The 22317-nt window shown below is 71.3% G+C and carries 16 protein-coding genes and 4 pseudogenes; 5 read left to right on the plus strand and 15 right to left on the minus strand.

The genetic code is table 11. From position 1 onward, the window contains the following. Window positions 1-549: 549 nt before the first annotated feature. The 5 genes from OG259_RS35750 to OG259_RS35770 all read right to left on the minus strand — a co-directional run bounded on the left by OG259_RS35750 (window position 550) and on the right by OG259_RS35770 (window position 5937). Window positions 550-1350: a TrmB family transcriptional regulator gene (locus OG259_RS35750; protein ID WP_328946008.1), complete on the minus strand. Its 801-nt coding sequence runs from the start codon at window positions 1348-1350 to the stop codon at window positions 550-552. Window positions 1351-1431: 81 nt separating this feature from the next. Continuing rightward, a complete protein-coding gene (locus tag OG259_RS35755) occupies window positions 1432-2067 on the minus strand; it encodes an SRPBCC family protein (protein WP_328946009.1) in 636 nt (211 codons plus the stop codon). A gap of 71 nt (window positions 2068-2138) precedes the next feature. Beyond that, the gene (locus OG259_RS35760) at window positions 2139-4526 is read right to left on the minus strand and encodes a xanthine dehydrogenase family protein molybdopterin-binding subunit (protein ID WP_328946010.1); all 2388 of its coding nucleotides are present in this window, start codon (window positions 4524-4526) and stop codon (window positions 2139-2141) included. 5 nt (window positions 4527-4531) lie between these two features. Next, window positions 4532-5068 carry a (2Fe-2S)-binding protein gene (locus OG259_RS35765; protein ID WP_328946011.1) on the minus strand — a complete coding sequence of 179 codons (537 nt, stop codon included), beginning with the start codon at window positions 5066-5068 and terminating at the stop codon, window positions 4532-4534. Then, window positions 5068-5937, minus strand: coding sequence for an FAD binding domain-containing protein (locus OG259_RS35770; protein WP_328946012.1), 870 nt, complete (start codon window positions 5935-5937; stop codon window positions 5068-5070). The genes OG259_RS35765 and OG259_RS35770 overlap by 1 nt, the downstream gene beginning before the upstream one ends. A 141-nt stretch (window positions 5938-6078) precedes the next feature. Between OG259_RS35770 and OG259_RS35775 the strand changes: the two genes are divergently transcribed. From OG259_RS35775 to OG259_RS35790, 4 genes and pseudogenes are all read left to right on the plus strand, one after another. Further along, the gene (locus OG259_RS35775; protein WP_328946013.1) at window positions 6079-7173 is read left to right on the plus strand and encodes an XdhC family protein; all 1095 of its coding nucleotides are present in this window, start codon (window positions 6079-6081) and stop codon (window positions 7171-7173) included. Window positions 7174-7221: 48 nt separating this feature from the next. Then, the gene (locus tag OG259_RS35780; RefSeq protein WP_328946014.1) at window positions 7222-8499 is read left to right on the plus strand and encodes a TetR/AcrR family transcriptional regulator; all 1278 of its coding nucleotides are present in this window, start codon (window positions 7222-7224) and stop codon (window positions 8497-8499) included. A gap of 12 nt (window positions 8500-8511) precedes the next feature. Then, window positions 8512-8973: an SUKH-4 family immunity protein gene (locus OG259_RS35785; protein WP_328946015.1), complete on the plus strand. Its 462-nt coding sequence runs from the start codon at window positions 8512-8514 to the stop codon at window positions 8971-8973. Between the two features lie 87 nt (window positions 8974-9060). Beyond that, a pseudogene (locus OG259_RS35790) lies at window positions 9061-9204 on the plus strand (IS5-like element IS4811 family transposase); the annotation flags it as partial. A 39-nt stretch (window positions 9205-9243) separates the two neighbouring features. On the opposite strand, the gene OG259_RS35795 reads toward OG259_RS35790, so the two are convergent. From OG259_RS35795 to OG259_RS35815, 5 genes and pseudogenes are all read right to left on the minus strand, one after another. After that, the gene (locus OG259_RS35795; protein WP_328946016.1) at window positions 9244-9789 is read right to left on the minus strand and encodes a GNAT family N-acetyltransferase; all 546 of its coding nucleotides are present in this window, start codon (window positions 9787-9789) and stop codon (window positions 9244-9246) included. A gap of 181 nt (window positions 9790-9970) precedes the next feature. Next, window positions 9971-11110 (minus strand): DUF317 domain-containing protein, encoded by a 1140-nt coding sequence (locus OG259_RS35800; protein WP_328946017.1) that lies wholly within the window; start codon window positions 11108-11110, stop codon window positions 9971-9973. A gap of 359 nt (window positions 11111-11469) precedes the next feature. Continuing rightward, window positions 11470-11598, minus strand: a pseudogene (locus OG259_RS35805) (DnaB-like helicase N-terminal domain-containing protein); the annotation flags it as partial. Window positions 11599-11603: 5 nt separating this feature from the next. Continuing rightward, window positions 11604-12236 carry a DnaB-like helicase N-terminal domain-containing protein gene (locus OG259_RS35810; RefSeq protein ID WP_328946018.1) on the minus strand — a complete coding sequence of 211 codons (633 nt, stop codon included), beginning with the start codon at window positions 12234-12236 and terminating at the stop codon, window positions 11604-11606. Next, window positions 12236-13033, minus strand: a pseudogene (locus OG259_RS35815) (DNA cytosine methyltransferase); the annotation flags it as partial. The pseudogene OG259_RS35815 and the gene OG259_RS35810, both read right to left, overlap by 1 nt. A 1276-nt stretch (window positions 13034-14309) precedes the next feature. Here OG259_RS35815 and OG259_RS41850 point away from each other — a divergent pair. Next, window positions 14310-14519: pseudogene (locus OG259_RS41850) on the plus strand (SdrD B-like domain-containing protein); the annotation flags it as partial. Between the two features lie 45 nt (window positions 14520-14564). Here the strand turns inward: OG259_RS41850 and OG259_RS35820 are convergent. The 5 genes from OG259_RS35820 to OG259_RS35840 form a co-directional block, all read right to left on the minus strand. Continuing rightward, a complete protein-coding gene (locus OG259_RS35820; RefSeq protein WP_443052075.1) occupies window positions 14565-14771 on the minus strand; it encodes a Trm112 family protein in 207 nt (68 codons plus the stop codon). Continuing rightward, window positions 14768-15673 (minus strand): DMT family transporter, encoded by a 906-nt coding sequence (locus OG259_RS35825; protein ID WP_328946019.1) that lies wholly within the window; start codon window positions 15671-15673, stop codon window positions 14768-14770. The genes OG259_RS35820 and OG259_RS35825 overlap by 4 nt, the downstream gene beginning before the upstream one ends. Before the next feature lie 3 nt (window positions 15674-15676). Continuing rightward, window positions 15677-16501 carry a class I SAM-dependent methyltransferase gene (locus OG259_RS35830; protein WP_328946020.1) on the minus strand — a complete coding sequence of 275 codons (825 nt, stop codon included), beginning with the start codon at window positions 16499-16501 and terminating at the stop codon, window positions 15677-15679. Continuing rightward, window positions 16498-17865, minus strand: coding sequence for a condensation protein (locus OG259_RS35835; protein ID WP_328946021.1), 1368 nt, complete (start codon window positions 17863-17865; stop codon window positions 16498-16500). The genes OG259_RS35830 and OG259_RS35835 overlap by 4 nt, the downstream gene beginning before the upstream one ends. A gap of 116 nt (window positions 17866-17981) precedes the next feature. After that, a complete protein-coding gene (locus OG259_RS35840) occupies window positions 17982-22301 on the minus strand; it encodes an alpha-(1->3)-arabinofuranosyltransferase domain-containing protein (protein WP_328946022.1) in 4320 nt (1439 codons plus the stop codon). Window positions 22302-22317 lie beyond the last annotated feature (16 nt).

Below are 22317 nucleotides of genomic sequence, written 5' to 3' on the forward strand. Positions count from 1 at the left end.
GCCCGAGAGGGGCCGGGAGAGGGGCTGTCCGGGTTGCACTGATCGGGCACGTTTTGGTGGTGCGGTGCTGACTCCCGTGCTGGTTTGGTGCTGACTACGCAGCGTTGAACTCCGACATCTGCAGCAAGTTTCGCGGCCGAGGGTGTCGAGGGAGTGGAGCAGGACGGCGGCCAAGCGGTCGATGCCTCGTTGGGTGCGTCGGTGCGGAGGTAGTGCACGGCTTTGGCGGGCTGGATGCCGCCGAGTACGGCGTAGGGCTCGGCGTTGGGCCGACGTAGCGTTCGCAGCCAGGTATGGACTGGTGCCGTGGTGGTGATGTCGAGTCGGGCGGCTCGGTGCCGGCCTTCGGAGTGACGGACTTCCAGAAGTCCTGCGCGTACTGCTTGTGGACGTGGACCGAGGACAGCCCGAGCCGGGGCATGACGCGCATGCTCTCGCTGCCCGGCAGGTCCTCGGACTTCGTTCGCAGCGCCGCGGCGTCCGGAGTGCCCTGGAAGTCGACGATGGCCGGGAGTTCGGCGGACTCGGTGTCGGCGTATCCGTCCCGTATCAGGCGGCTGACACTGAGAGTTCGTTTCTGCCGGGTGTTTCGGCGAGCCGCGGGTCCAGAGGGAGTGCCGACGTCCATGCAAGTTCGAAGAGTGCGATCAGGGCGTCGAGCAGGGGCCCCTGATGGATCTGGACCACGGCACCCGGCGGTCTGCGGCCGTCGGTTCTCAGTGCCACGAGGGCGACGGATCTGTCGGCGATGACGAGTTTGACGGGGAGCCTGCCGAGTACACGTGCCTGCTCGCCGGCATCCGCGTACAGGCGCATCTCCCCCTGTGTGCCGTCCTCCTCGAGCGCGGCGCGGTCGTACACCGTACGGTAACGAATGCCTGCGGTCAGCTGCTCGAGCTCGGCCGCGTTGACGTCCTCGTCCACCAGATAGGGCGCCGTGTCGAAACGCAGCACCTCCTGGCGCGCGCGACGCTGGATCTGCTCGTATCGCTGCGCCAGTGTCTCCTCCGGCACGATCTCGGCGATCTCCTCCAGCGAGGCAGGTCCTGCAGTGGTGCGGTATTCCTTGGTGAGCTGTCTCAGCACACCTCTGACGGACTGGAGTTCGTTCATCCGCAACAGCAGGAGCGTTTCCCCGGCAATGTCCGGCGGGGCGGGTATTACGTGTGTGGGCCGGTCGTCGGTGATGGTGACGAGGCCCTTGTTCGCAAGTCCTCTCAGGGCCTCGTCGAGATCATCGCCGCTCAGCCCGAGGAGCTGCCCCACCCGGTCGACTCGGCTTCGGCCACGCCCCACCAGCAGTTGGTAGACCTGAGACTCGGCCGTGCTCAGGCCCAGCGCCTCCAGCATGCATGTCCTTTCCTCGCCCATTCCTGCCCGCCAACGGCTGCTCCGGGATCGTGGTTCGGGCCGGGGGCGCACCGTAGGACATCACCTGCGGGAGCGCCGCCTCAGCGCCTGGATCACCACCACTGCGAACAGTACGGCCGCCGTGGGTGCAGCAGCCTTCCTGAGCAGCACGGGCAGCGCCGCCGCACCGAGGTCGATGGCTTCCGGTTCGGTCGCGCGCCGGCCCTGGAGGGTTTCCGCCGCGCCCGTCGTGGACATCTCGGACGCGGCGGGCCCGGCGTCCCGCAGAAGTTCCTCGAGTCGGGTGGCGAACTGCCGGACTATGCGGTCGCCGACCTCGGTCATGATGCCCCGGCCGAACTGTGCCGGCCGGCCGGTGATGTCGAGGTCCGTGCGTACGCGCACCAGGGTGCCGGCCGGGTCGACGGTCAGCGTCGCGGTGACCGTGGCCGACGCGGTGCCCGCGCCGCGGGTCTCGCTCCCGCTGAGGTCGAGGAGCATCGAGCGGGCGGCGTCGTCGCGGGTGACGGTACCCTCGCCGCGGTAACTCATCTGCACCGCGCCGACCTTGACCTTGACGCGGCCGGTGAAGGAGTCGCCGTCGAGGGTGTCCAGCACGGCGCCGGGCATACAGGGCGCGACCCGGTCGAGGTCCTGGAAGAGCTTCCAGGCGTCGTCGAGGTGGGCTGGGACGGTGAAGGAGTGATCGAGCTGCATGGTTGTCCAATCAGGAGGCGACCGGCCGGGGACGGCCGTGGATGCGGAGCCTGTTCAGGTGTGGGGCGGACTCAGGTGCCGGCTGCCGTACGGATCAGTGCGCGCACCCGGCTGGGCGAGAGGGGGCCGCGTCGTACGACCACGCCGAAGGGGCGCAGCGCGTCCTCGACGGCCCCGGCGAGCACCGCCTGGGGGGCGATCGCGCCGCCTTCGCCGAGTCCCTTGACGCCGAGGTCGTTCATGGGGCTCGGGGTGAAGATCTCGTCCATGTCGAGGTCGGGGATCTCCGAGGACGTGGGCACCAGATAGTCCATGTAGGTGCCGGTGCGGGGCTGACCGTCGGGGCCGTAGACCATCTCCTCGTACAGCGCTCCGCCGATCCCCTGCGCGATGCCGCCGGTGACCTGTCCTTCCGCGATCATCGGGTTGACGATGTTGCCCGCGTCGTGGACGACGACGTAGTGCAGGATCTCGATCTCCCCCGTGTGTTCGTCGACTTCGACGACGGCCGCGTGCGCTCCGCTCGCGACCGCGAAACCCGGTGGGCGGAAGTGCACGGTCTCGCTGATCTCGGTGCCGTGCCGGCCGTCGGTGGGTTCGGGGGTGCCGGGCAGCGGTGCCTTCCCGGCCAGTTCCGCCAGGCTGATGGAGGGGCCGCCCGGTTCCTTGGCCCGCACGATGCCGTCGCTCAGGTCGAGGCGGCCTTCCGAGACACCGAGGCGGCGGGCTGCCGCTTCGACGATCTTCTCGCGGACGAGCCGGCCTGCCCGGTGGGTGGCGTTTCCGGCGTTGACCAGGGCGCGGCTGGCGATGGTACCCACGCCGAACGGGGTGGCTTCGGTGTCGCCGCCGACCACGTCGATGACATCGAGGGGCACTCCGATGGCATCGGCGGCGATCTGCGCCATGGAGGTGCGGTGTCCCTGCCCCTGGGAAGGGGCGCCGATGGCGAGCCGCACCCGGCCGCTGGGGGCGATGTCGATGCGCGCGGTCTCGAACGGTCCGAGGCCGGTGGCCTCTATGTACATGGCGAATCCGATGCCGACGTGCTTGCCGTCGCGGGCGCCTTCGCGTTGTCGGGCGCGTACCTGGTCGACGTCGGCCTTCGCGACGGCGCGGCGCAGGAGTTCGGGGAAGTCCCCGGAGTCGTAGGTCTGCGGTCTGCCCGAGCGGTCCACCAGGCCGGTCGCGTACGGCATCTCGTCGGGCCGCACGAGATTGCGTGCCCTCAGCTCCTCGGGCTCGATGCCCAGTTCCGCGGCCAGTCGGTCCATGGCTCGTTCCATGGCGAAGACCGTCTCGGGACGTCCGGCTCCCCGGTAGGGCGTGGCGAAGGTGGTGTTGGTGAGCACGCCGACGACGTCGATGTGCACGTTCGGGACGCGGTAGGGGCCCAGGAGGTGGCACAGCGAGTTGTACGGCACGACAAGCCCGGTCATGTTGTACGCGCCGAAGTTGACGGTGATGCGGTCGCGTACGGCGATGAGGCGGCCCTCGGCGTCCGCGGCGAGTTCGATGCGGTGGATCTGTTCGCGGGCGTGCGAGGAGGCGGTCAGGTTCTCGTTGCGGTCCTCGCGCCACAGCACGGGGCGGCCGAGGTGACGGGCGGCGTGCGGGATGAGGAGTTCCTCGACGTAGAGGATGCCCTTCTGGCCGAAGCCCCCACCGACGTCGGCCGCGATGACGTGGACCGTGGCGGGTTCCAGGCCGAGGGTGTGGGCGATGGCGTCCCTCAGCCGGTGCGGGGTCTGGGTGCCCGACCAGACGGTCAGCCGGCCGCTGTACGGATCGACCTGGGCCGAGATCGCACGGGTCTCGATCGGCGAGGCGACGTACCGGTGAGCCTCGAACTGCTCGCTGACCACGGCGTGCGCGCCGGCGAACGCCTCCTCCGGGTCACCGACGCGGGTGGCGACGGCGACCGCGGTGTTGTCCGGCAGGTCTTCGTGCAATCGGGTCGCGCCCTCGGTCAGGGCATGTTCGGGGTCGACGTGCACCGGCAGCGGGGCGTACCGCACCTCGACGAGTTCCAGGGCGTCCTCGGCGAGGTAACGGTTCTCGGCGAGGACGACGGCGACGGGCTGGCCGACGTAGAGGACTTTGTCGCGGGCGAGCAGGGGCATGGGAGTCATCCGGACCAGCGGGTCCAGGAGTTCGGCGAGGCCCGGCGGGGTGCGCAGTTCTTCCTTGTTCAGCATCGCGGGCAGGTCCGCCACGTCGTCGCCGGTCCACACGGCGACGACGCCGGGTGCGGCCAGGGCCGTGGTCACGTCGATCGACTCGATGCGGGCGTGGGCGTGCGGGCTGCGCAGGAAGGCGGCCTCGACGGCGCCGGGGAGGGCGATGTCGTCGACGTAGCGGCCGTTGCCGCGCAGCAGCCGGTCGTCCTCGACGCGTGGGACGGAACGGCCGATCCAGCCGCCGTCTCCGGACCGGGCCCGGTCGGAATCGTGGGACATGCGGGTCACTCCCCGAATCGCTCGTCGAGTGCCTGGCACACGGCACGGCGGATGTTGCGGTAGCCGGTGCACCGGCACAGGTGTCCGCTGAGCGCGTCGGCGACCTGTTCCTCGTCGGGGCGCTCGTGCTGCTCGACCAGGGCGGTCGCCGTCATGACGAATCCGGGCGTGCAGAAGCCGCACTGCATGCCGTGGCACTCGTGGAAGGCTCGCTGCACGGGGGTGAGCGGGGCGTCGGCGGGGGCGAGGCCCTCTACGGTGCGGAGCTCGGCACCGGCGCATTGCACAGCCAGGGTCAGGCAGGTGCGCACCGGCTCGTCGTCGACGAGAACGGTGCAGGCCCCGCAGACTCCGTGTTCGCAGCCGACATGGGTACCGGTGAGGCCGAGCCGGTCGCGCAGGAAGTCGCTGAGCAGCAGCCTCGATTCGACCTGGGCGGTGACCGGCCGTCCGTTGACGGTGAGGCTGATCTCGTGCCAGGCGGAGGGCTCGGCGAGCGGCGGTGTGCGCGCGCCGAGCGGGGTGGGGACGGAGGGGGTCATCAGCAGCGCTCCCAGGCGGTGGTGCAGGCGCGGACGAGGAGGCGGGCGGCGCCCTCGCGCCGGTACTCGGCGGTGGCGTGGACGTCGTCGGAGGGGGTGAGGTGGGAGAGTGCGGCGTGGGCCGCTGTGGCGAGTGCCTGCTCTCCGACGTCGCTCCCCACGAGCGCGTCCTCCGCGGCGGGCAGTCGTACGGGGACGGGGCCGGCGCCGCAGAAGACCACGCGGGCGGCGCGGCAGGTGTCGGTGGCGGTGTCCCGTTCCAGGACCGCGGCTACGCCGACGGTGGCGAAGTCGCCGTGTCTGCGGGTCAGTTCTTCGAATGCCCAGCCCCGCTGTGCCGGGGGCCGCGGGAAGACGACCTCGGTGAGGAGCTCGTCCGCCTCGACGGCCGTGGAGAAGGTGGCGACGAAGAAGTCCTCGGCGACGACCGTACGGGTGCCCCGCGGACCGGTGATCACGAAGCGGGCGTCCAGGGCCAGTGCCGCGGTGGGCAGCTCCGCGGCCGGGTCGTGGTGGGCGAGGCTGCCGCAGACGGTGCCGCGGTTGCGGATCTGAGGGTGCCCGATGTGGCCGATCGCGGCGGCGAGCAGCGGCCATCCGTCCCGTACCGCGTGGTCCGCGGCGGCGTGGGCCTGCCGTACGGCGGCTCCGATGCGGAGGTCGCCTGACTCGTCCACGTGGAGACGGCCGAGTTCGGGGATCCGGGTGATGTCCACGAGCAGCTCGGGCCTGGCGAGACGCATGTTCAGCATGGGGATCAAGGACTGGCCGCCCGCCATGACCTTGGCCTCCCGCTCCTCGTCGGCGAGGAGGGCGACCGCCTCGCCGACGGTGCTGGGGGCGGTGTAGTCGAAGGGTGTGGGTTTCAACCTGCTGCCACCGGACCTCTCGTGTCGTCGTCGCGCCGTGGCATTCGACACGGGTCGATCTATCTAGTACCTAAAATGATTTACATTAAAGTTTCTTCTTGGCAAGAGGTTGCCAGAGATTTCACGGTCCGCGGAGGCGACATGCGACACGTCATCGACCAGGCAGCCGCCTGGCAACGCTCCGGAACCCGCTTCGCCATGGCAACCGTCGTGCGGACCTGGGGCTCGTCCCCGCACGGTCCGGGTGCGTCGATGCTCGTGTCCGAGGAGGGCCGCATCGTCGGCAGCGTCTCCGGCGGCTGTGTCGAAGCCGCCGTCTGCGCGATCGCGGAGGAGGTGCTCGCGGGAGCCGCCCCGACGCTCGAACGCTGGGGAGTCGGTGACGAGGACGCCTTCGCGGTGGGTCTGACCTGCGGCGGAACGATCGAGGTACTGGTCCGCGAGGTGGGTGCGGATGTACCGCTCAGCCGGCTCGCCGCCGACATCGCGGCCGGCGTACCGGTGGCCCTGGTCACCCCCGTCGACGGCAGTGGCTGCCTGGCCGTCGGCGGCGGGACGACGACCGGCTCCCTGGGTGATCCCGGGACGGACCGGGCGGCGGCCCTGGTCGCCGAGGGCATGCTCCGGCGCGGCGCCAGCGGGCTGGTGACCAGCGGGGACGACACGACCGAGGAATCCGCCTGTGCGCCGGAGCGTGAGCTCCTGGTGCAGTCCTTCGCCACGCGGCCACGCCTGCTGATCTTCGGCGCGGTGGAGTTCGCCCGGCCCCTGGCGGACATGGGCGCCGCACTCGGGTACCGCGTGACGGTCTGCGACGCCAGGCCGGCCTTCGCGGTGGCCGAGCGCTTCCCGAGGGCCGAGGATGTCGTCACCGAACGACCCGACCGCTGGTTCCGCGCCCATGACCACCTGGTCGACGCGTCGTCCGCGGTGTGCGTGCTGACCCATGACGCACGGTTCGACGTGCCGGTTCTCGCCCTCGCCCTGCGCAGTATGGCCGGGTACGTCGGAGCCATGGGCAGCCGCCGGACGCACGAGGACCGACTGGAGCGGCTGCGTACGGCGGGCACGACGGACGCGGAACTCGCACGGCTGCGCTCGCCGATCGGGCTGGATCTCGGTGGCCGGGGCCCGGAAGAGACCGCTGTGTCGATCTTGGCCGAGATCGTCGCGGTACTGCGCGGCGGCACCACGCTGCCGCTCGCCCTGCGAACCGGCCCGGTGCACAAAGTGTGACCGTTTTTGAACGAGTGTTTTTATGAACACTCGTTTAATCTGGATCACGTGGATCCGAGGAACAAGAGCCGTCGACGATCGACCGCAAGCCCCACGCCGGAAGCGGAAACCGGCTGGGGAGCAGGGCAACCGCCACCGCGCCGTCCCGGCTCCCACGACCCGGAGGGCAATCGCCAGGCGGTCCTCGACGCGGCGCGGCGCCTGTTCGGCGCGCACGGCTACAAGGGCGTCGGCGTCCGCGCCATCGCGGCCGAGGCGGGAGTGACGCCCGGCCTGGTGATGGCGTACTTCGGAACCAAGGACGGCCTGTTCCGTGAGGCGGTGGCCGGCGGGTCGGGCATCACCGAAGACGTGCTGTCCGCCGCAGTGGGCAGCACGGGCGAACTGCCCGCGGCCCTGGCCCGCGCCTACCTCGACCGATGGGATCACCTGCCGGTCGATGATCCCTGGCCCGCATTGATCCGCTCGGCCGTCAGCCACCCGCCGAGCGCCGAGCTTCTGCGCACGATCCTGGAGAAGCAGGTCGGCGAACCTCTCGCGCGCCTACTGGGCGACTCGGCCGACGCGGAGGTGCGCGCCGCCGTCATTCGGAGCGTCCTGTTCGGCGTGATCATGGAGCGCTACCTCTTCGCCCACGAACCGGCGGCCTCCGTCCCCACCGACGAGCTCGCTCCTGCGTTGACGGACGTCCTCACCACCGCATTCGGCAACGCTCTCGACCTCGCTCGCCCATCTGCGCCGGGCGGCACGGCCGACGGCCAGGACGGGTCCGTGCGCCCCGGCGTCGACCGCCCCGCAACGGGCCCCGAGGCCACCCGGCCGCACTCGGAGCCCGTACACCCCGATCGTCTTCGCCCGGAGCCCGCCGCCCTGGCGGCGGACAGCTCACCCGCAGCCGTGCTCGCACGGCTCAACGAGTGCGCCACTGTTCATCAGGAGCTGATCAGCAGGACCGTCCGCGAATACGGCATCAGCCTGCCCGCCTATGACGTGCTCGCCGCCCTCCGCGACGCGGGCGAGCCCTACCGTCGGACGACGGGCGAGGTGGCGGCGGCCGGCAGGGTCCGCGCGGGCGGTCTCACCCAGCACGCGGACCGTCTGGAGGCAGCGGGGCTGATCCGGCGGGAGCGCGACGCGGACGACCGTCGGATCATCCGGCTGTGTCTCACCCCGGAGGGTCTCGCGCTGGCCGAGCGGATCTTCGCCGTACGGTCGGCCCAGGAGCAGGAACTGCTCGCCGGACTGGGCTCGGCAGACCGGCGCCGGCTCTCCGGGCTGCTCGGCGCCCTGGGGCGAACGCTGGGGGCGGGTGTCCCGGAGCAGTGACGGCATCCGGCAATGGCCATTGAAGTCCCGCCCGAGGTGCCCACCCAGGTTGCTGTCGATCTGGGGAAGAGGGGCATCCCAGGCGGGTTGATCGGATACGAGTACCGGCCACTGAGCAAGCCGGTGCACTTCGCGGGGTCCGGTGAACGTGGGCTGATCGACATCGCGATGAGTGGCCTGTTCGGACGTATCGCCATTGACGTGGCCAGCGGTCACGTGGTGCACACTCCCGAGATCGAGTCAGCGGCGGTCAGTCACGTGAACAGGGACCTCGCTTCGTTCAACCGATGCATCGCGGCTGTGATCGCACGCTTCCCGTTCCATGCCGAGGGCGACGAGGAGACATACGAGGTGGCGGAAGAGCTGCGCGACCTAGTCTCCGGCATCGACGAGACCGCTCTCTTGCGCGATGGGATTTGGGAGACCTTCTGCGCCGACGTGGAGATGGGGGACCATGCGGACAGGGATGGGTGATCCGGGACTGGTCCCCGGTTGCGGTCAGCCATCCAGACTCAGGCCGGTGGCAGTGATGCAGTCATCGACGGGCCGCCGGGCGCGGACCACGCCCGCCGCAACGCGAGAGACTACGAGCGTCTCCCGCAGCATTCCGAGGCTCACCTGAACTGGTCCCTCATCACCCTCATGACCAGGCGGCTCACGAGGAAGGGCCTGCCCCCAGGCTGGACGAAGAAGGCTGCGGCCACCTGAGGTCCGAGGCAGAACCCGCCGCGCAAGGTGCCCGCCTCATTGGTATGACGGTTCTTTGTCGCTTGCCAGCCTCGCGTGGAGTTCGACGTCATAGCGCACGCCGTCGTATTCGAGCTTCTGCCGCTGAAGACCCTCGACCGCGAAGCCGGCGGCGGCAGCGACCCGGCACGACGCGGGGTTGTTGACCCGGTGGCCCAGCTCGAGGCGGGACAGCTCAGCGTCAGAGAAAGCCCACCGCGCCAGAGCCCTGCATGCCTGCGAGGCGACACCCCGCCCGCGGGCCGTTGACGTCGTCCAGTACGAAACCCAGCCGGTGGCATGACGCCGATCGACGGCACCAACGGCGACGTTTCCGAGTACGGCGCCTCCTCCGTCAACCACGGCGAAGGCGAAGGCCGCCCCCGCGTCCCATCGCTCCGTCCACACCGAAATCCACCGTTCCGCAGCGTCCTGCGAGTCGATCGCCGCCTCGGACTGCCCACGCATCAAAGGGTCTGCAAACGCACTCATCACCGGGCGGGCATCCAGCGCGGCCCATCGACGCAGCAGCAGCCCGGATGGAGTCTCTACGTGATCACGCATGGCCGGAGTCTCGCCCAACACAGGGCCACTGTCACTCCGTTTCTCGCAGAGCTCAGGTTCGAAACACTCACTCAGTACTCAGGAAGTGGGCACGTTCATCCGTACATGACCGGGCACGTTCACGTGTACGCCGACACATGGGACGCGCCGTCGCATCTACGGCGCATCGCTGAGTGCACGATTACCTACGCCGAGCGTGCGGCTGCGGAACGGCAGCTGAGATTCGAGCAACGGGCATCACTCGGGCGGCGGTCGTCGGTGGGGGCGCGGCGACGAGGGTCGTGGCGGTGGAGACGAGTTCAGCCAGGAGGGCCTCGGCGACACCGGCGGAGAGCCTGATCATCCACGCCGCACGGTCGACGTTGTCGCCGCCGTGGAGGGTCCAACGGTCGGCGGTGGAGTGTGGGGTGTGCCCGAAGGTGACCGAGCGGCTGCCCGCTGTCCAGCCGGCGTGGGCGGGGTGGCTCGCTGGGCTCCATCCTGCGGCCCGCAGGATCTCGTGGGGGCCCTCGCCGGACCAGACAGGAGGTGAATCGAGGTGCTGAAGGATCGTTGCGATCAAGGGGACGGGCGTACTCGCCGTGATCGTGGCGTGCCAGATGCGTTCGCCGACCGGGCCGTCGTACTCAGAGATCGTCCAGGCCACGTCGGAACGGTGTCGGGCCTCATGGTCGAACTCGGCCCGGGCGGTCAGGGATTCGTTGACGGCGATCGTCGTCTCGTCGAACGGCCGGTATCTCTCCCACCGGGGTTCATCTGCGAAGAGGGTCTGGATGAAGGCTTCGTGCTCGCCAGGTCCTGCGGCCGGCGGCTCCGCCCCAGGCGTCACGGCTTCTGTGTAAGCAATCGGCTGCCCGCAGGTGAGGACTTGGCGGACGGTGCGTTCGAGGTCGGTCAGTGGGGCGGGGCCAGGGTGGGCGGCGACGGAGTACAGCCGCTGGAACTCGGCGATGGCCTCCGTCTTGTCCTTGAACGTCGAGCTGACCTGCCGGACGTGGTCTTCGCCGTGGAGGTGCACGTGACGCCGGACCCCGGTGCTGTAGCTGCCGACGGCAACAGTGTTCTGTCCGTCGTTGGCGTGCAGGTGGACGACGAAGCGGCCTTCGGCTATGTCGTCGTGGATGCGCTGGGCTTCGGCGCTTACCTCGCGGACTTCCTCCCTGGTGCACCAGGGAAACGGGTAGTTGGCCCATTCCCACTTGGTGTCGATCTCGTCCTGGAGGCCGGGCGTGATGTCGACGGTGAAGCCGTAGCGCCGGAGCTGGCGGGCGGCGAGGTTGGCGTAGTGGGGCTCTTCGCGGTCGACGCGGGCGAGCACCATGGTGGTGGGGCTGGTGCTGCGCCAGCCGAGTTCGTGGAGGTGGGAGCGTGCGGCGTCGGCTGTTGGTCCGGTGGTGGTTGCGGTGACGCCGGGGCGGATGTCGCGATGGGGCGGGTGGCCTGCTGCCAGCGGCTGCGGACGGTGTGGAGGTCGGCGAGCGCGCGGCGGCTGCCGGCGATGAGCTGGTGCACGCTGTTGGTGGGGTCCGCGGCGTAGGCGGTGATCTGCCCGGCGGCGTGGAGGGCTCGTGCCAGGAGGGCCCGTTCGACGAGTCGCTCGCCCCAGTACCTCGCGGAGCCGACGGGCTCCGAGAGCAGGGCGATCACGGCGGCGGGGGCGACAGCGGTGGCGAGGAGGCCCTGCTGCTGGGCCTCCCACAGCACCGTGATCGGATCCACGGGGTGCCCGCGGTGGGCCAGTGCGGTGACGCATTGCCACAGGCCGGCGTGGACCGGGTCGAGGAAGTCGTCGGCGGTCAGCCAGCGCATTTCGCTCAACTGCTCTGGCCGGGAGACCGCGCCTGCGAGCAGCCACTGTTCGGCCTCCCGCCCCTCGTCTCCCTCTGCCGGTCGGGGGGCCGGCGGGTGCGGGGTGCGGGGCAGCGGGCGGGCATGGGAGGGGAAACGTCCCGCGAGCTGATCGAGGTGCCGTGCGAGGTCGTCGGCGGCGGTGAGGGTGTGCCGGGGGCGTTCCGGCACGGTGGTGTCTGTGGCGGCCCGTGCGAGCTGTTCGGCGTGGTGGTGGATGGTGCGCCGGGCGTACTCGGCGCGGATGACGACGGCGTACGCGGAGGCGTGCTGGGGCTGGGGGCAGGCGGAGACCAGATTGTGCATGTACGAGGGGGCAGGCCCGGTGTCTGCGTCCGGGCCTTGGCCAGGACGGTGTTCAGCCAGTCGAGCCCGCCGACGGAGGTTGCTTCCTCGGGTGCGGGGACGTCGTGCATCGCGGCGAAGACGGCAGCGTGGACGGGGCTGTCGAAGGCGGAGGTGTCGAGGTCCTCCAGGGCCAGCAGCAGTTGGGGCTGGAGGAGGACGGCACCCAGGAGCGCTTGCTCGGCGTAGTAGAGCGGAGGGCGCTCGGTCGGCTCGTACGGATCCTCCGTGCCGGGGTCGGGGGTTGGGGACATCAGGCTGCCAGGGTGAAGTCGTCGGCGGTGAGGGTGCGGTCGAGGTGCGGGGCGAGGAGGTGTGCGGCGAGTCGCGGCGGGACGGCGTTGCCGATCTGGGAGGACTTGGCGCCCTTGGTGCCCTGCCAGGGGTAGTCGTCGGGGAAGGTCTGCAGGGTGCCGGGCTCCGCGGCGGTGATCCGGATGGGGGCCGGCGGCGTGGTCTCCTGCTCCTCCCCGTGGGCTGGGCGGGCGACCCACATGCACTCGTTCGCCCGGTGCCCGAAGAACAGCGTGCCAGCGGGCTCGTCTACACCTCGGATGGTCGCGTTGGACTGATTGTTGCTGCGCAGGGCCCAGGTCCAATGCGCAGCCTTGCTGGTGCACGTTGGGGCGGGGCCGGAGGCGGGGCTGTTCCCGCGCGTTCCGTGCCGGGCCGTCCAACCCGCCCCGCGGGTCTGGGGCTTGAGGACGATGTCCGCAGCCTTCGGCGGTTCCGTCCAGGTGCCGCGGTCGCGGGCGTCCGTCAGCGTCTTGCGGGCGCCGGACGGGAAAGGTTCGGGGCCGCCTCCGGGCCCGCCTCCGGCGCAGACCGTGGGCACGGGGCGGTCGGTGGCGCCCCAGCCGAGGGCCTCTGCCATGGACACCCACCGGGCGCGCCTCGGCCCGAAGAGGCTCTCGGGCTCAGCGAAGCGGGCGTGCGTCGGCGGCGGAGGCCCGGCGGTTCGGACGCGCGATGCGAGGAGGATCGCCCGCTTCCGCGTCTGCGGAACGCCGTAGTCGGCCGCGTTGAGGACGCCGGTCCAGACCGAGACCCCCCGGCGGCTCCATCTGGCTTGGCGCCTCGATTCGGCCGCAACGGCTGCTCCCCCTGGTCGTGCCGCAGCGAAGCCGACGCGGGCTTCCGGAGCTGCTCGCGACGTCGCAGCCGCACCACCGCGTGAAGCCGGGACGTTGCCCATGCCCCGGCAGGTGTCCAGGTTGAGTTGGCCCCGGACGGTCCCGAGCGTACGAGTCCAGCCGAGCCGACCAGCCATCCGGTCGTTCGGTGCGGTCTCCACTCGAGTGGCAACCGAGGCGGTCCATCAGCTCTTCGACCAGCCCAGGCGCACGACGGTGTCAGTTGCCTGCCCAAGCGCGGTCCGTCCGCCATCACCAGAGGTCAGCGCGCCACCCGCTTACGAGAGGTCCGCCACCGTCTACCTGGCCGGACTTCATATCGCGGCCATCCTCGTCTGGTCACCATGATGATCCAAGAGAAACGACCTACTCCTTCACCTGTTGGGGCGGGGCGCGAGGTCAAGCTCACCGTTCACAGCCGCTGCCGTCAGGCGGATCGCGGTCGCCGCTGTCTTGAGCAGCGCATCTTGGTCAGGGAGTGGACCGCAGCGGCGGCGCCTGCCACGTCATCCCCGGGGGCTGGAGTAGGGGCGAGGGCTCGGGGCCGGGGTCATCGGTGTCGACGACTCCGGCGGCCGTGTGGTTGAAGTCGGCGGGCCAGCGGGTGTTCTCGCTAACGGCGTGTAGGTCGGGCCGGCGCGCCCGTGGCGTCCGACTGTCAGATGCAGCCGCGCCAGCTACCTCCGGTGGACAGGCTTGTGATTCGGCGGTTGCTGATGATCACTGAGCAAGTCACGTTCCGCACGATCCGACCATGATCAACCATCGACGACTCGCGGCCTACCTGCACGAGCTCGTTAGTGGGGCAGCGCGCTACGGTAAGTGACCGGCTCTGGGATTTCCGCTCAAGGCCGCCGCCAGTCAGAACGCGTACATCCTCGATTGCCTGCCGACACGAGATTCTCCGGTGCTGGTTCGGTGCTGACCTCGGAGGGGTAGCAGCAGGAAAACCACAGGTCCTAGCTCTGGTCGGATGAGTTGTCGTACCACTCGATGGTGGTGCCGATGAGGCTGGCGGCGACGATGCGCTTGAGCGAACCGGGTGGGGTCGGGGAGGTTGTTGCGGCGGCCATGTGCACCACTTCCAGGCATGTGCGGGGACGTTTCGGTGTCGCCACACCGTAGGAAGCAGCAGGTCAGAGTCGTATGTGGTGGGACACCGTAGTTCTGGGTCGTCGAGTGCGGCCGGCAGCCATGGCTGCCGTATCGAACTCCAACCGCTGGTTCCCGTGGACGGCCGTCCTCTGCGACGAACCGGCCGTCCGGATCGGCAGCCGCGTCCGGTACGAGCGCAACAAGGGCGGCGCGCAGAGCGTCGACGACGACGAACCCGGCATCCCCGGAGTCACCGTCCAGCTCCTGGCCGAGGACGGCACCGTGATGGCCACCGTCCGCACCGGCGTCGACGGCGCCTACTGCTTCGGCCCCGAGCACGGCGTCCGCCCGAACTCATACGTCGTGTTCGCTCCCGACGACGGGTTCCTCGGCGACGGCGGGCACACCGGAGGAGGGAAGCAGCTGCGGGACGCCGTCGACGATCGGGTAGCGCCGGCGCAGGCGCGGGTTGTAGAGCGTGCCCCCGATCTCGTCCAGGATCAACGGCCCTTTGTCGAGCGGGCAGGCGAGAATCTTCAGCAGCGGGCTGTCGGGCTTCATGACCGGGTTCCTTCGGGAGTGGGGGTGTTCGCCTCGTGTCGCGGCAGGGTGAGCAGGACCGTGAGCGCCAGTACGGTGCCGCCGAGACGCAGTAACAGCCGCAACGGGTCGTCGGGCAGGGGCTCGTCGAACGCGATCGTGCCGCTCACGATGGAGAACACGCAGCTCACCGTCGAGCACACCGGGACGATCAGGGACGCCCGGCAGCGCTGCAGGGCGGTCTGCGACAGCACCAGTCCGCTGACGCCCGTCGACAGCAGGAGGTACGGGTACGGGGAGGCCAGCACGGCGGGCACGGAGCCCATGAGGTCCTCGGCGTCCAGGTGCCCGGAGACGCCCTTGATCGCGAGCGAGCTGACGCCGTAGATGAGACCGACGGCGACCGCGTAGGCCACTCCGGTGGTCGGCTGCCGATGCCGTCGGCGGGCGCGCCGCTCCGCGGCCGCGTAGAGCAGGAGACCGGCCGCGAGGGTCGGCAGGCACAGGGCCAGCAGGATTCCGGTGGGAGCGGTACGGCTGATCTCCTCGCTGGTCTCGTACAGCGAGGCCACCACCATCACAAGCGCAAGACCGATGACGGCCACCGCACGCCGCTCGCGGCCGGAGGGCCGTTCGCCGAGCACCACCGATGAGAGCACGAGCAGGAGGACGAGACCGGACAGGAACAGACCCTGGGCGGCGGCGATCGGCAGGGTGCGGTAGACGGCCAGCTGCGCGGCGAACCCCAGGGCGAGCGCCACGGCCCCGCAGATCCACAAGGGCCGGCCGGCCAGCAGCAGGAGGGCCCGGCCCGGCCGTGCGGCGCTCAACGGCGGCATGCCGGCCAGCGCCCGCTTCTCCAGGACGAAGCCGGTGCTGTACAGGACGTTCGCCACCAGCGCGGCGGCCACACCCCACACCACGGGCTACACCTTTCTCGCATGCACGAGGAGGATGGACGCGAGCGACGGCGCCCCGCAGGCCAGCCGGTCCAGCGGCCGGAGCGGGCGCGGGACTCCGTGGAACGGCGCGCCGGCGAGCTTCACCACCTCGAATCCGGACGCGGCCACGAACTCGCGCAACGCGCGTGCCGTGTACAGCCGCAGATGGCCCACGACCTCGCTGCCCGGTCTGCCGTGGATGCGCCGCAGACTCACCTCGGAGAAGACCGGCTGGACTCCGGCGAGCAGCAGCGCGCGGTTGTACCAGGCGCCGAGGTTCGGCGTGGAGAGCATGAGATGCCCGCCGGGGCGCAGGATCCTGCGCAGTTCGTCGAGGGCGCTGTCGGGGTCGACAAGGTGCTCGACGACCTCGCTGAACAGGACGGCGTCGGCACTGTCGGAGGCGAACGGCAGACCGCTGCCGGTCAGCTCGCCGCGGACGACCTGGCTCAGGCGCGGGGCCGCGCGGCGCAGGGCGTCCTGCGACCAGTCGATCCCCACGACGCGGTGCCCGCCGAGTACGCGGGCCGCGATCGCGCCCGCCGAGCCGTCCCCGCAGCCCACGTCGAGTACGGTCGCGGCCGGGCGGCCGGGCCCCACGGGGCCGAGCGCGTCGGCCAGCATCCGGGCCTGCCGCACTGTCCGGGCCTCCCCGGAGGCGACGGGAACGGTGGGGTTCTCGTAGAAGTCCCGCAGCCCGGGGGTGCGCGGGGCCGGCGAAGTCGCCTCCGTCGCGGGCGACTTATCGGCTGCCTCCGAGTCGGTGGCTGCGGATTCGGTAGCTGCGGATTCGGTGGCTGACGTGGTCATGACGGCCTCTTGTGGTTGTCCTGGGTGGAGCGGGTTCCCACCGGTGTCCTGTCCGGACGCGGTGTGTCGTCCCCGGCCTGAGTGAGAGACGTCGTCGACAGCGACTCCGCGAACAGGGCCGCCAGTTCCGCGCCTGACGCGTCACCGAGCAGCGCCCGCGACCAGCGCAACGTCACATGCAGTCGCCCGCCGGTGGCAGCCGCCGCCACGCTCAGCCCCCGTGGCATCCGCGCCGGTGCGGAGAACCACACGGCCGTCGCCCGTCCCGCGTCGCCGAAGTCCAGCGCGTACGGCACGCGTCCGATGTTCGTGACCAGCGCCGTCGACGTCCAGGACGCCACCGCCCGCCGCGCGCCACGGGTGAGCACGCCCCGGACGCCGACCGGCAGCAGCGGTGCGGTCAGCAGGCTCGCCCCCGCGCCCATGGGGGCGCCGTCGGCGGACTTCAGAGCGCGGGTGCGCCGTGCTGTGGTGCGCAGCAGCCGGGCCACGGCCTCCGGGTCCGGCCGCTCACCGAGCAGCAGCTCCATGTCGCGCGGGTCCTCGGAGGGCATGGCCACCTCGACGAGCCGGGTTCCGTTGCCCATCGGCATGTCCGTGCCGCGCGGCCGGTCGTCCACGGGCATCGTGAGACGTACCGGACCGGCCGGCCGGCCCTGCGAGACGTTCCAGCGCCCCACCGTCAGTGAGGTGGCGACAAGGAGTTGGTCGTTGACGGTCCAGGGCGGGAGGCCTCCGTCTCGCGCCGCACGCCGCGGAACGGGCAGGTCCGCCTGGACCATGCCGTTGCCCACTGCACGCGCGCGTACCGGCCCGGGGCGGGAGTCCGGCGCGACCCGTACGGGCCGCGCCAGTACGGTGCGGCCGGTGGCACCGGTCCCGCTCGGAGTCGGACCCGGGCGCTCCGGCCGGACCCGCCCGGGAACCGGGAGGGCTTCCGTGCCGCCGTACCGTTCGGCGGTCGTGGCGAGCACCCGCAGCCCCGACGGGGCGTCGAGAGCGGTGTGATGCAACATCAGCAGCAGTACGGTCCCACCCTCTTCCACCTGGACGACTTCCAGGCGCATCGGCGGAGCCAGGGTGAGCGGTGGGCATTCCGTCAGGGCGCGGGATCGGGCCTGCGCCAAGGCATCGGGCCCCGGCCCCGCGAAACTCACCGGATCGCTGTCCGGTCGACCGGTCAGCTCCCACGCGAAGGACCGCCGGTGCCCACGCCCGGGCACTTCTCGTGCCAGTACCCGGGGGTGTGCGAGGAGGGCCTGCTGGAACGCGACCCGCAGCCGTACCGGGTCCAGCCTGCCGGGGAGATGGACCTCGATGTGTACGCTCTCCGGTTCGTCGTCGCTGAGGCAGTGCCGCGACACCTCGTCGACGGTCGGAAAGGGAATCCGGACCCTGCCGGGAGGGGTAGCGGTCCCCCTCCCGGCGGCGGTCTCCTTCTCGGGGGCGGCCCCTGTCCCGGCCGTGGTGCCCGGCTCGGTCACGAGGGGCCACCGCCCTCCGGCCGCCAGAAGGGCTGCTCGGGCCGGTGCCCGTCGCCGGTGCTTCGCGGCCTGGCCGTGACCACCGGTCCGGCGTCCGGCGCGGCGGAACCGCCGTCGCCTTCACGCCCGTCGCCGTCCGCCCATCCGTCGTCGCCTCCCTGCCCGTCGTCGTCCCCGCGGCCGTCGGCCGCGGCCGACGGCCGCACCGCCGTCACCAGCGCGGCGGACAGGGCCACCAGCGTGAGCACCTGCGCCAAGCCGCTGAAAGCGCCGACCCCGTCGGCGACCGGATCCCCGGCGCCCAGGGCCGCGACGACGCCGGCGCCGCCCATCGCCACCGCCGCCGTCGGCACCAGCACACCCGGCCGGAACCGCGCCGCCACGGCGAGCACGGGCACGACCAGGGCCGGCGGCCCCGCCGCCACCGCGACGACCGTGGTCAGCACCAGCGTTCCGAGCAGCATCCCCGGGGCCGCCGGTTCGGGCAGCTGCTCGTCGGTGTCACCGTCGTCGCGCCGACGGCCCACGAAGGCCAGGGTGGCGAGGGCGACGAGCGCGAGCGCACCGCCGGCCAGGGCCGTCCGGTACGAACCTGAGGGCTCGAACTCCATGGTCACCGTGCCGGAGGCGCCGGCCGGGATCACCCAGGCCTGCTGCCAGCCGTCGAGGCGCACCGGCTCGAGCTCTGTGCCGTCCAGGGTGGCCTTCCATCCGTCGTTGGCGTTCTCGTAGGTCCGCAGGTACACGGCCTCGCCCGCGCCCGCCGACACCGAGACGGTCCGGCTGTCGTCGGCCCACCTGGTGACGGTGGCCTCACGGCCCGCCGCTCCGTCCATGGCCCGCGGGGTGCCGAGGGTCAGCGTGACGTCGGTGATCGCCAGCGGGCCCGCGTCACTCGCCTCCACCTCGTGATCGCCGGACGGAAGCTCCAGGGTGCCGTCCTTCTCCTCGCCCGCGCAGAGGGTGACGGTGACGGGGCGTCGCTCGGTGAGGTCCCGGACGAGCCCGGAGGCCTTCGTCTTGTGCAGGACACCGCCCACGGCGAGGTCCGGGCCCCCACCGCACGGCAGCGAGAAGCGGGCGGACGGCTTCGGCCGCGGCACCCGCAGGTCGGCCAGCGCGGGAACGTGCACCTCGCTCAGGCCGACGGGCAGCTGCAACTGCGCGTTCGCCACCGGGTTGTGAACGGTGAGCGGCGCGACCCTGGTGATGGTGATGTCGAGCCGGTTCGTCTCGATCGCCGGGAAGCGGACCCGCCCGTTCTCGTCCACGTCGGCCACCGCGGCGCCGTGCGGGGAGCTGATCATCACCTGCTCGGGCCGGGTGGACACCCCGCCCGCCGCCGCGAGGACGATCTCGTCGATCTTCTTCATCGCGGGCCAGCTCAGGTGGACGACCGGCCGGTCGCCGGCGATCCAGGCGGTCGTCAGATCGCCGTCGACCAGGTTGCGGGCGCCGAGTGACGTGCCGTTGCGGCTGATGGAGTCCACGGCGGCCGTCAGCCGGTTCTTCGATCCGAGGGCCGAACGGTCGAGCAGTTCGTCCAGCGCGCCGCCGGGTACGGCGACGGCTCGCGCGGACACCCGGTACTCGCCCGACTCCTCGGTGCTGAACTGCCGGTGCAGTCCCACCTCGGCCGACGCGGGCGACAGGCCGCCCGCGTCGGTACCGCGGTGCAGGGAGTACACGGTCGACTCCGCGTCGGTGTTCCCCGCGTCGGCGGGCAGCTCAAGCAGGCGCGTCACCTGCACGTCCGGGATCGACACCTCGGAGAACCCGGCGCCGGAGAGTCCCGGGCGCGCCTGCTGCGAGGCAAGGACGGTGATCTTCATCCAGGAGGCCTGGCCGGCGGGAGCCTTGACGGTCTGCGGCAGGCCGTCCGTCCGCAGGGGACTGTCGGCCGAACCGCGGTCGGTCTCGATCCGCACCTGGGTGGGCGCCGCGCGCATGGCGTCGCCCGGCAGGGGCGTCAGCTGGAGGGAGGCCGGGATGTCGGTCGGCCGGGAGAAGTCCACCCGGAGCCACTGTCCGACCGGCTCGCCCGGGCTGCCCTCGGCCCACGCGGTGTCCGGGTTGCCGTCGAAGGCGTTCACCGGGTCGTACTGCGGGAGGTGGAACAGCCAGTTGCCGCTGCTGGAGGCCGTCACGGCCTGGGCGCCGCGCAGCACCGCCGTCGTCTGGTGACCGGTGCCTTCCGACGGCAGGATCTGCTTGGGCTTCTCGCCCGGGTTCTGCAGGCTGCCGGAGTGATTGCGCTCGTCCGCGGTGTAGGTGTACGAGGTGTTGTTGTTGACCAGGCCGAACCGGGTGTCGGCCCGGCGCAGCCCGTCCGCGACCGCCTTCACCGGTGCGACGAGGCCCTTGGGAAGCGTGTCCCCGGCCAGTACGGCCGGACGGCCGGTCATCGAGGGATCGGCGGACAGCTGGAGCAGCGCCTCGGGTCCGCCACTGACCAGGGCCGTGTCGGCCACGGCCGAGACACCGACCCTGCCGGGCCGCCCGGTGTCCTGCGGCTGGTAGATCTCCACGGCCTGGAGCCGCGGGTAGAGCCCCTGCACCTGGAGCGGGGTGCCGGCGGCGATGCGTCCGCCGGTCACCAGCGGGCCGAATCCGGTGACCTTGCGATAGCCGGACGACTCCAGGGTTCGCTTCACCGTCTGCGGCGGGACGTAGCCGATCTGGTCGGGGTCGAGGTCGTTGCGGACGACCACCTCGTGCATGCCGGCCCGGGCGAGGTACTCCCGGAGGCCCGGGACCTCGGCGCCGGAGAGCAGCGCCTGCTCGACGGCGTCCGTCATACGGCGTGCGCCGGGGGTGCCGAAGGGGACGAAGTCACGTTGTGCCCAGGGGGTCTCGGCCAGCACGTCGAACGGCTGGTCGATGGGGGAGCCCCAGGTGTAGATGCCGTGCGCCGTCGCGGGGACGACCAGGGCCCTACTGTCCCGGGCGTTGTCCTTGAGCCAGTCGGCGGCCTTCTCCCAGTGGGTGGGCAGCTTGGTGAACGCCCCGGGCTGGAGGATCGAGCCGTTGACGTAAGGGAGCGCCAGACCGGGCAGTACGAGCACGGCCGCGGTCGCGGGCACCCAGCGGCGACCGCGGAGTGCGTGAGAGCCTCTGCTCTCGGACAGCACGGCCGTCAGATGGGCGAGTCCGAGGACGAGCGCGAGGGCCAGTCCCGGCTGGAACTTGTAGATGTTGCGGAACGGCTTCAACGGCCCGTTCAGCCAGTCCTGGACGGCGCCGTGGAAGGGACCGCCGAAGGATCCGGCGTACCCGGCGAGCGCGATCAGGACGACGGCCAGGACGGTCAGGAGCAGCCAGCGGCGCTCCGGCAGGTCCCGCCGTGCCAGGCCGGCGAGGCCGAGCGCCGCGGCGAACGCCGAGCCGAGGACGGTGACGACGGAGGTCGCGACGGTCCAGCCGGCGGGCAGCCATGCCTCACCGAAGTTCAGATAGGCCACCCAGTTGCCGGCGCCGCGCAGCAGCTCGGTCGCGGACATGGTGGCGGTGGTGGTGTCGGCCTGCTCGACGTACGGCATGAAGTTCTCGCCGTACGCGCCGAGCAGGAGCAGCGGCACCACCCACCACACGGTGGCGAGCGCGACGCCCGGTATCCACCAGCCGAGCAGCGCGCGCCGGCGCCGGCCGGGCGGGCGGCTGAGGAGGTACAGGCCCACGGGCAGCAGCGCGGCCAGTGTCGAAGCGGCGTTCACGCCGCCCATGAAGGGGATCAGGAGGGCCGACCGTGCGGCGGCCTTCCGGGGGCTGTACGCCGTGGAGGTCAGCGGCAGCAGTACCCAGGGCAGCAGGGCACCGGGCAGCGCGGCGGCGGAGGTCGAGCCGATGACGATCGTGAAGGTGGGCCACAGTGCGTAGGCCACGGCACCGAGGACCCGGGACGCGGGCGTCCCCACCCGCAGCCGCTCGGCGAGCCGGAGCGCGCCCCAGAAGGCGGCGGTCACGATGATCGAGAGCCAGAGCCGTTCGGCCACCCAGACCGGCACCTGCAGCAGGTCCATGAGCCCGTAGTAAGGGAGTGCGGGGAAGGCATAGCCGACGTACTGGTTCGCGATGCCGCCGAGGCCGACGTTCCCGTTCCACAGCGACCCGAGGTCGCCGAGGAAGCGCCAGGGGTCGAGGGCGACGCCGAGTTTGGTCTCGAACGTCATCTTCCCCGGTGACACCGCGAGGAACGCCACCAGGACGAGGGCCCAGAAGCCGAACAGCAGGCGGCGTCCGCGCGGTTCGCCGGACGCCTTGGTCGGCGTCGGGCCGGGCTGCGGCACCCAGGTGGGCGCCTGGACCGTAGTGGTCATGACCGTTCCTCGCTTC

Source organism: Streptomyces sp. NBC_00250, assembly GCF_036192275.1.
Lineage (GTDB): Bacteria > Actinomycetota > Actinomycetes > Streptomycetales > Streptomycetaceae > Streptomyces.

Bases quoted from the DNA above. Each gene is read 5' to 3' on its own strand.
- OG259_RS35750 (WP_328946008.1), bottom strand. From the start codon at position 1,350: ATGCTGGAGGCGCTGGGCCTGAGCACGGCCGAGTCTCAGGTCTACCAA.
- OG259_RS35755 (WP_328946009.1), bottom strand. From the start codon at position 2,067: ATGCAGCTCGATCACTCCTTCACCGTCCCAGCCCACCTCGACGACGCC.
- OG259_RS35760 (WP_328946010.1), bottom strand. From the start codon at position 4,526: ATGTCCCACGATTCCGACCGGGCCCGGTCCGGAGACGGCGGCTGGATC.
- OG259_RS35765 (WP_328946011.1), bottom strand. From the start codon at position 5,068: ATGACCCCCTCCGTCCCCACCCCGCTCGGCGCGCGCACACCGCCGCTC.
- OG259_RS35775 (WP_328946013.1), top strand. From the start codon at position 6,079: ATGCGACACGTCATCGACCAGGCAGCCGCCTGGCAACGCTCCGGAACC.
- OG259_RS35785 (WP_328946015.1), top strand. From the start codon at position 8,512: ATGGCCATTGAAGTCCCGCCCGAGGTGCCCACCCAGGTTGCTGTCGAT.
- OG259_RS35795 (WP_328946016.1), bottom strand. From the start codon at position 9,789: ATGCGTGATCACGTAGAGACTCCATCCGGGCTGCTGCTGCGTCGATGG.
- OG259_RS35800 (WP_328946017.1), bottom strand. From the start codon at position 11,110: ATGGTGCTCGCCCGCGTCGACCGCGAAGAGCCCCACTACGCCAACCTC.
- OG259_RS35810 (WP_328946018.1), bottom strand. From the start codon at position 12,236: ATGTCCCCAACCCCCGACCCCGGCACGGAGGATCCGTACGAGCCGACC.
- OG259_RS35820 (WP_443052075.1), bottom strand. From the start codon at position 14,771: ATGAAGCCCGACAGCCCGCTGCTGAAGATTCTCGCCTGCCCGCTCGAC.
- OG259_RS35830 (WP_328946020.1), bottom strand. From the start codon at position 16,501: ATGACCACGTCAGCCACCGAATCCGCAGCTACCGAATCCGCAGCCACC.
- OG259_RS35840 (WP_328946022.1), bottom strand. From the start codon at position 22,301: ATGACCACTACGGTCCAGGCGCCCACCTGGGTGCCGCAGCCCGGCCCG.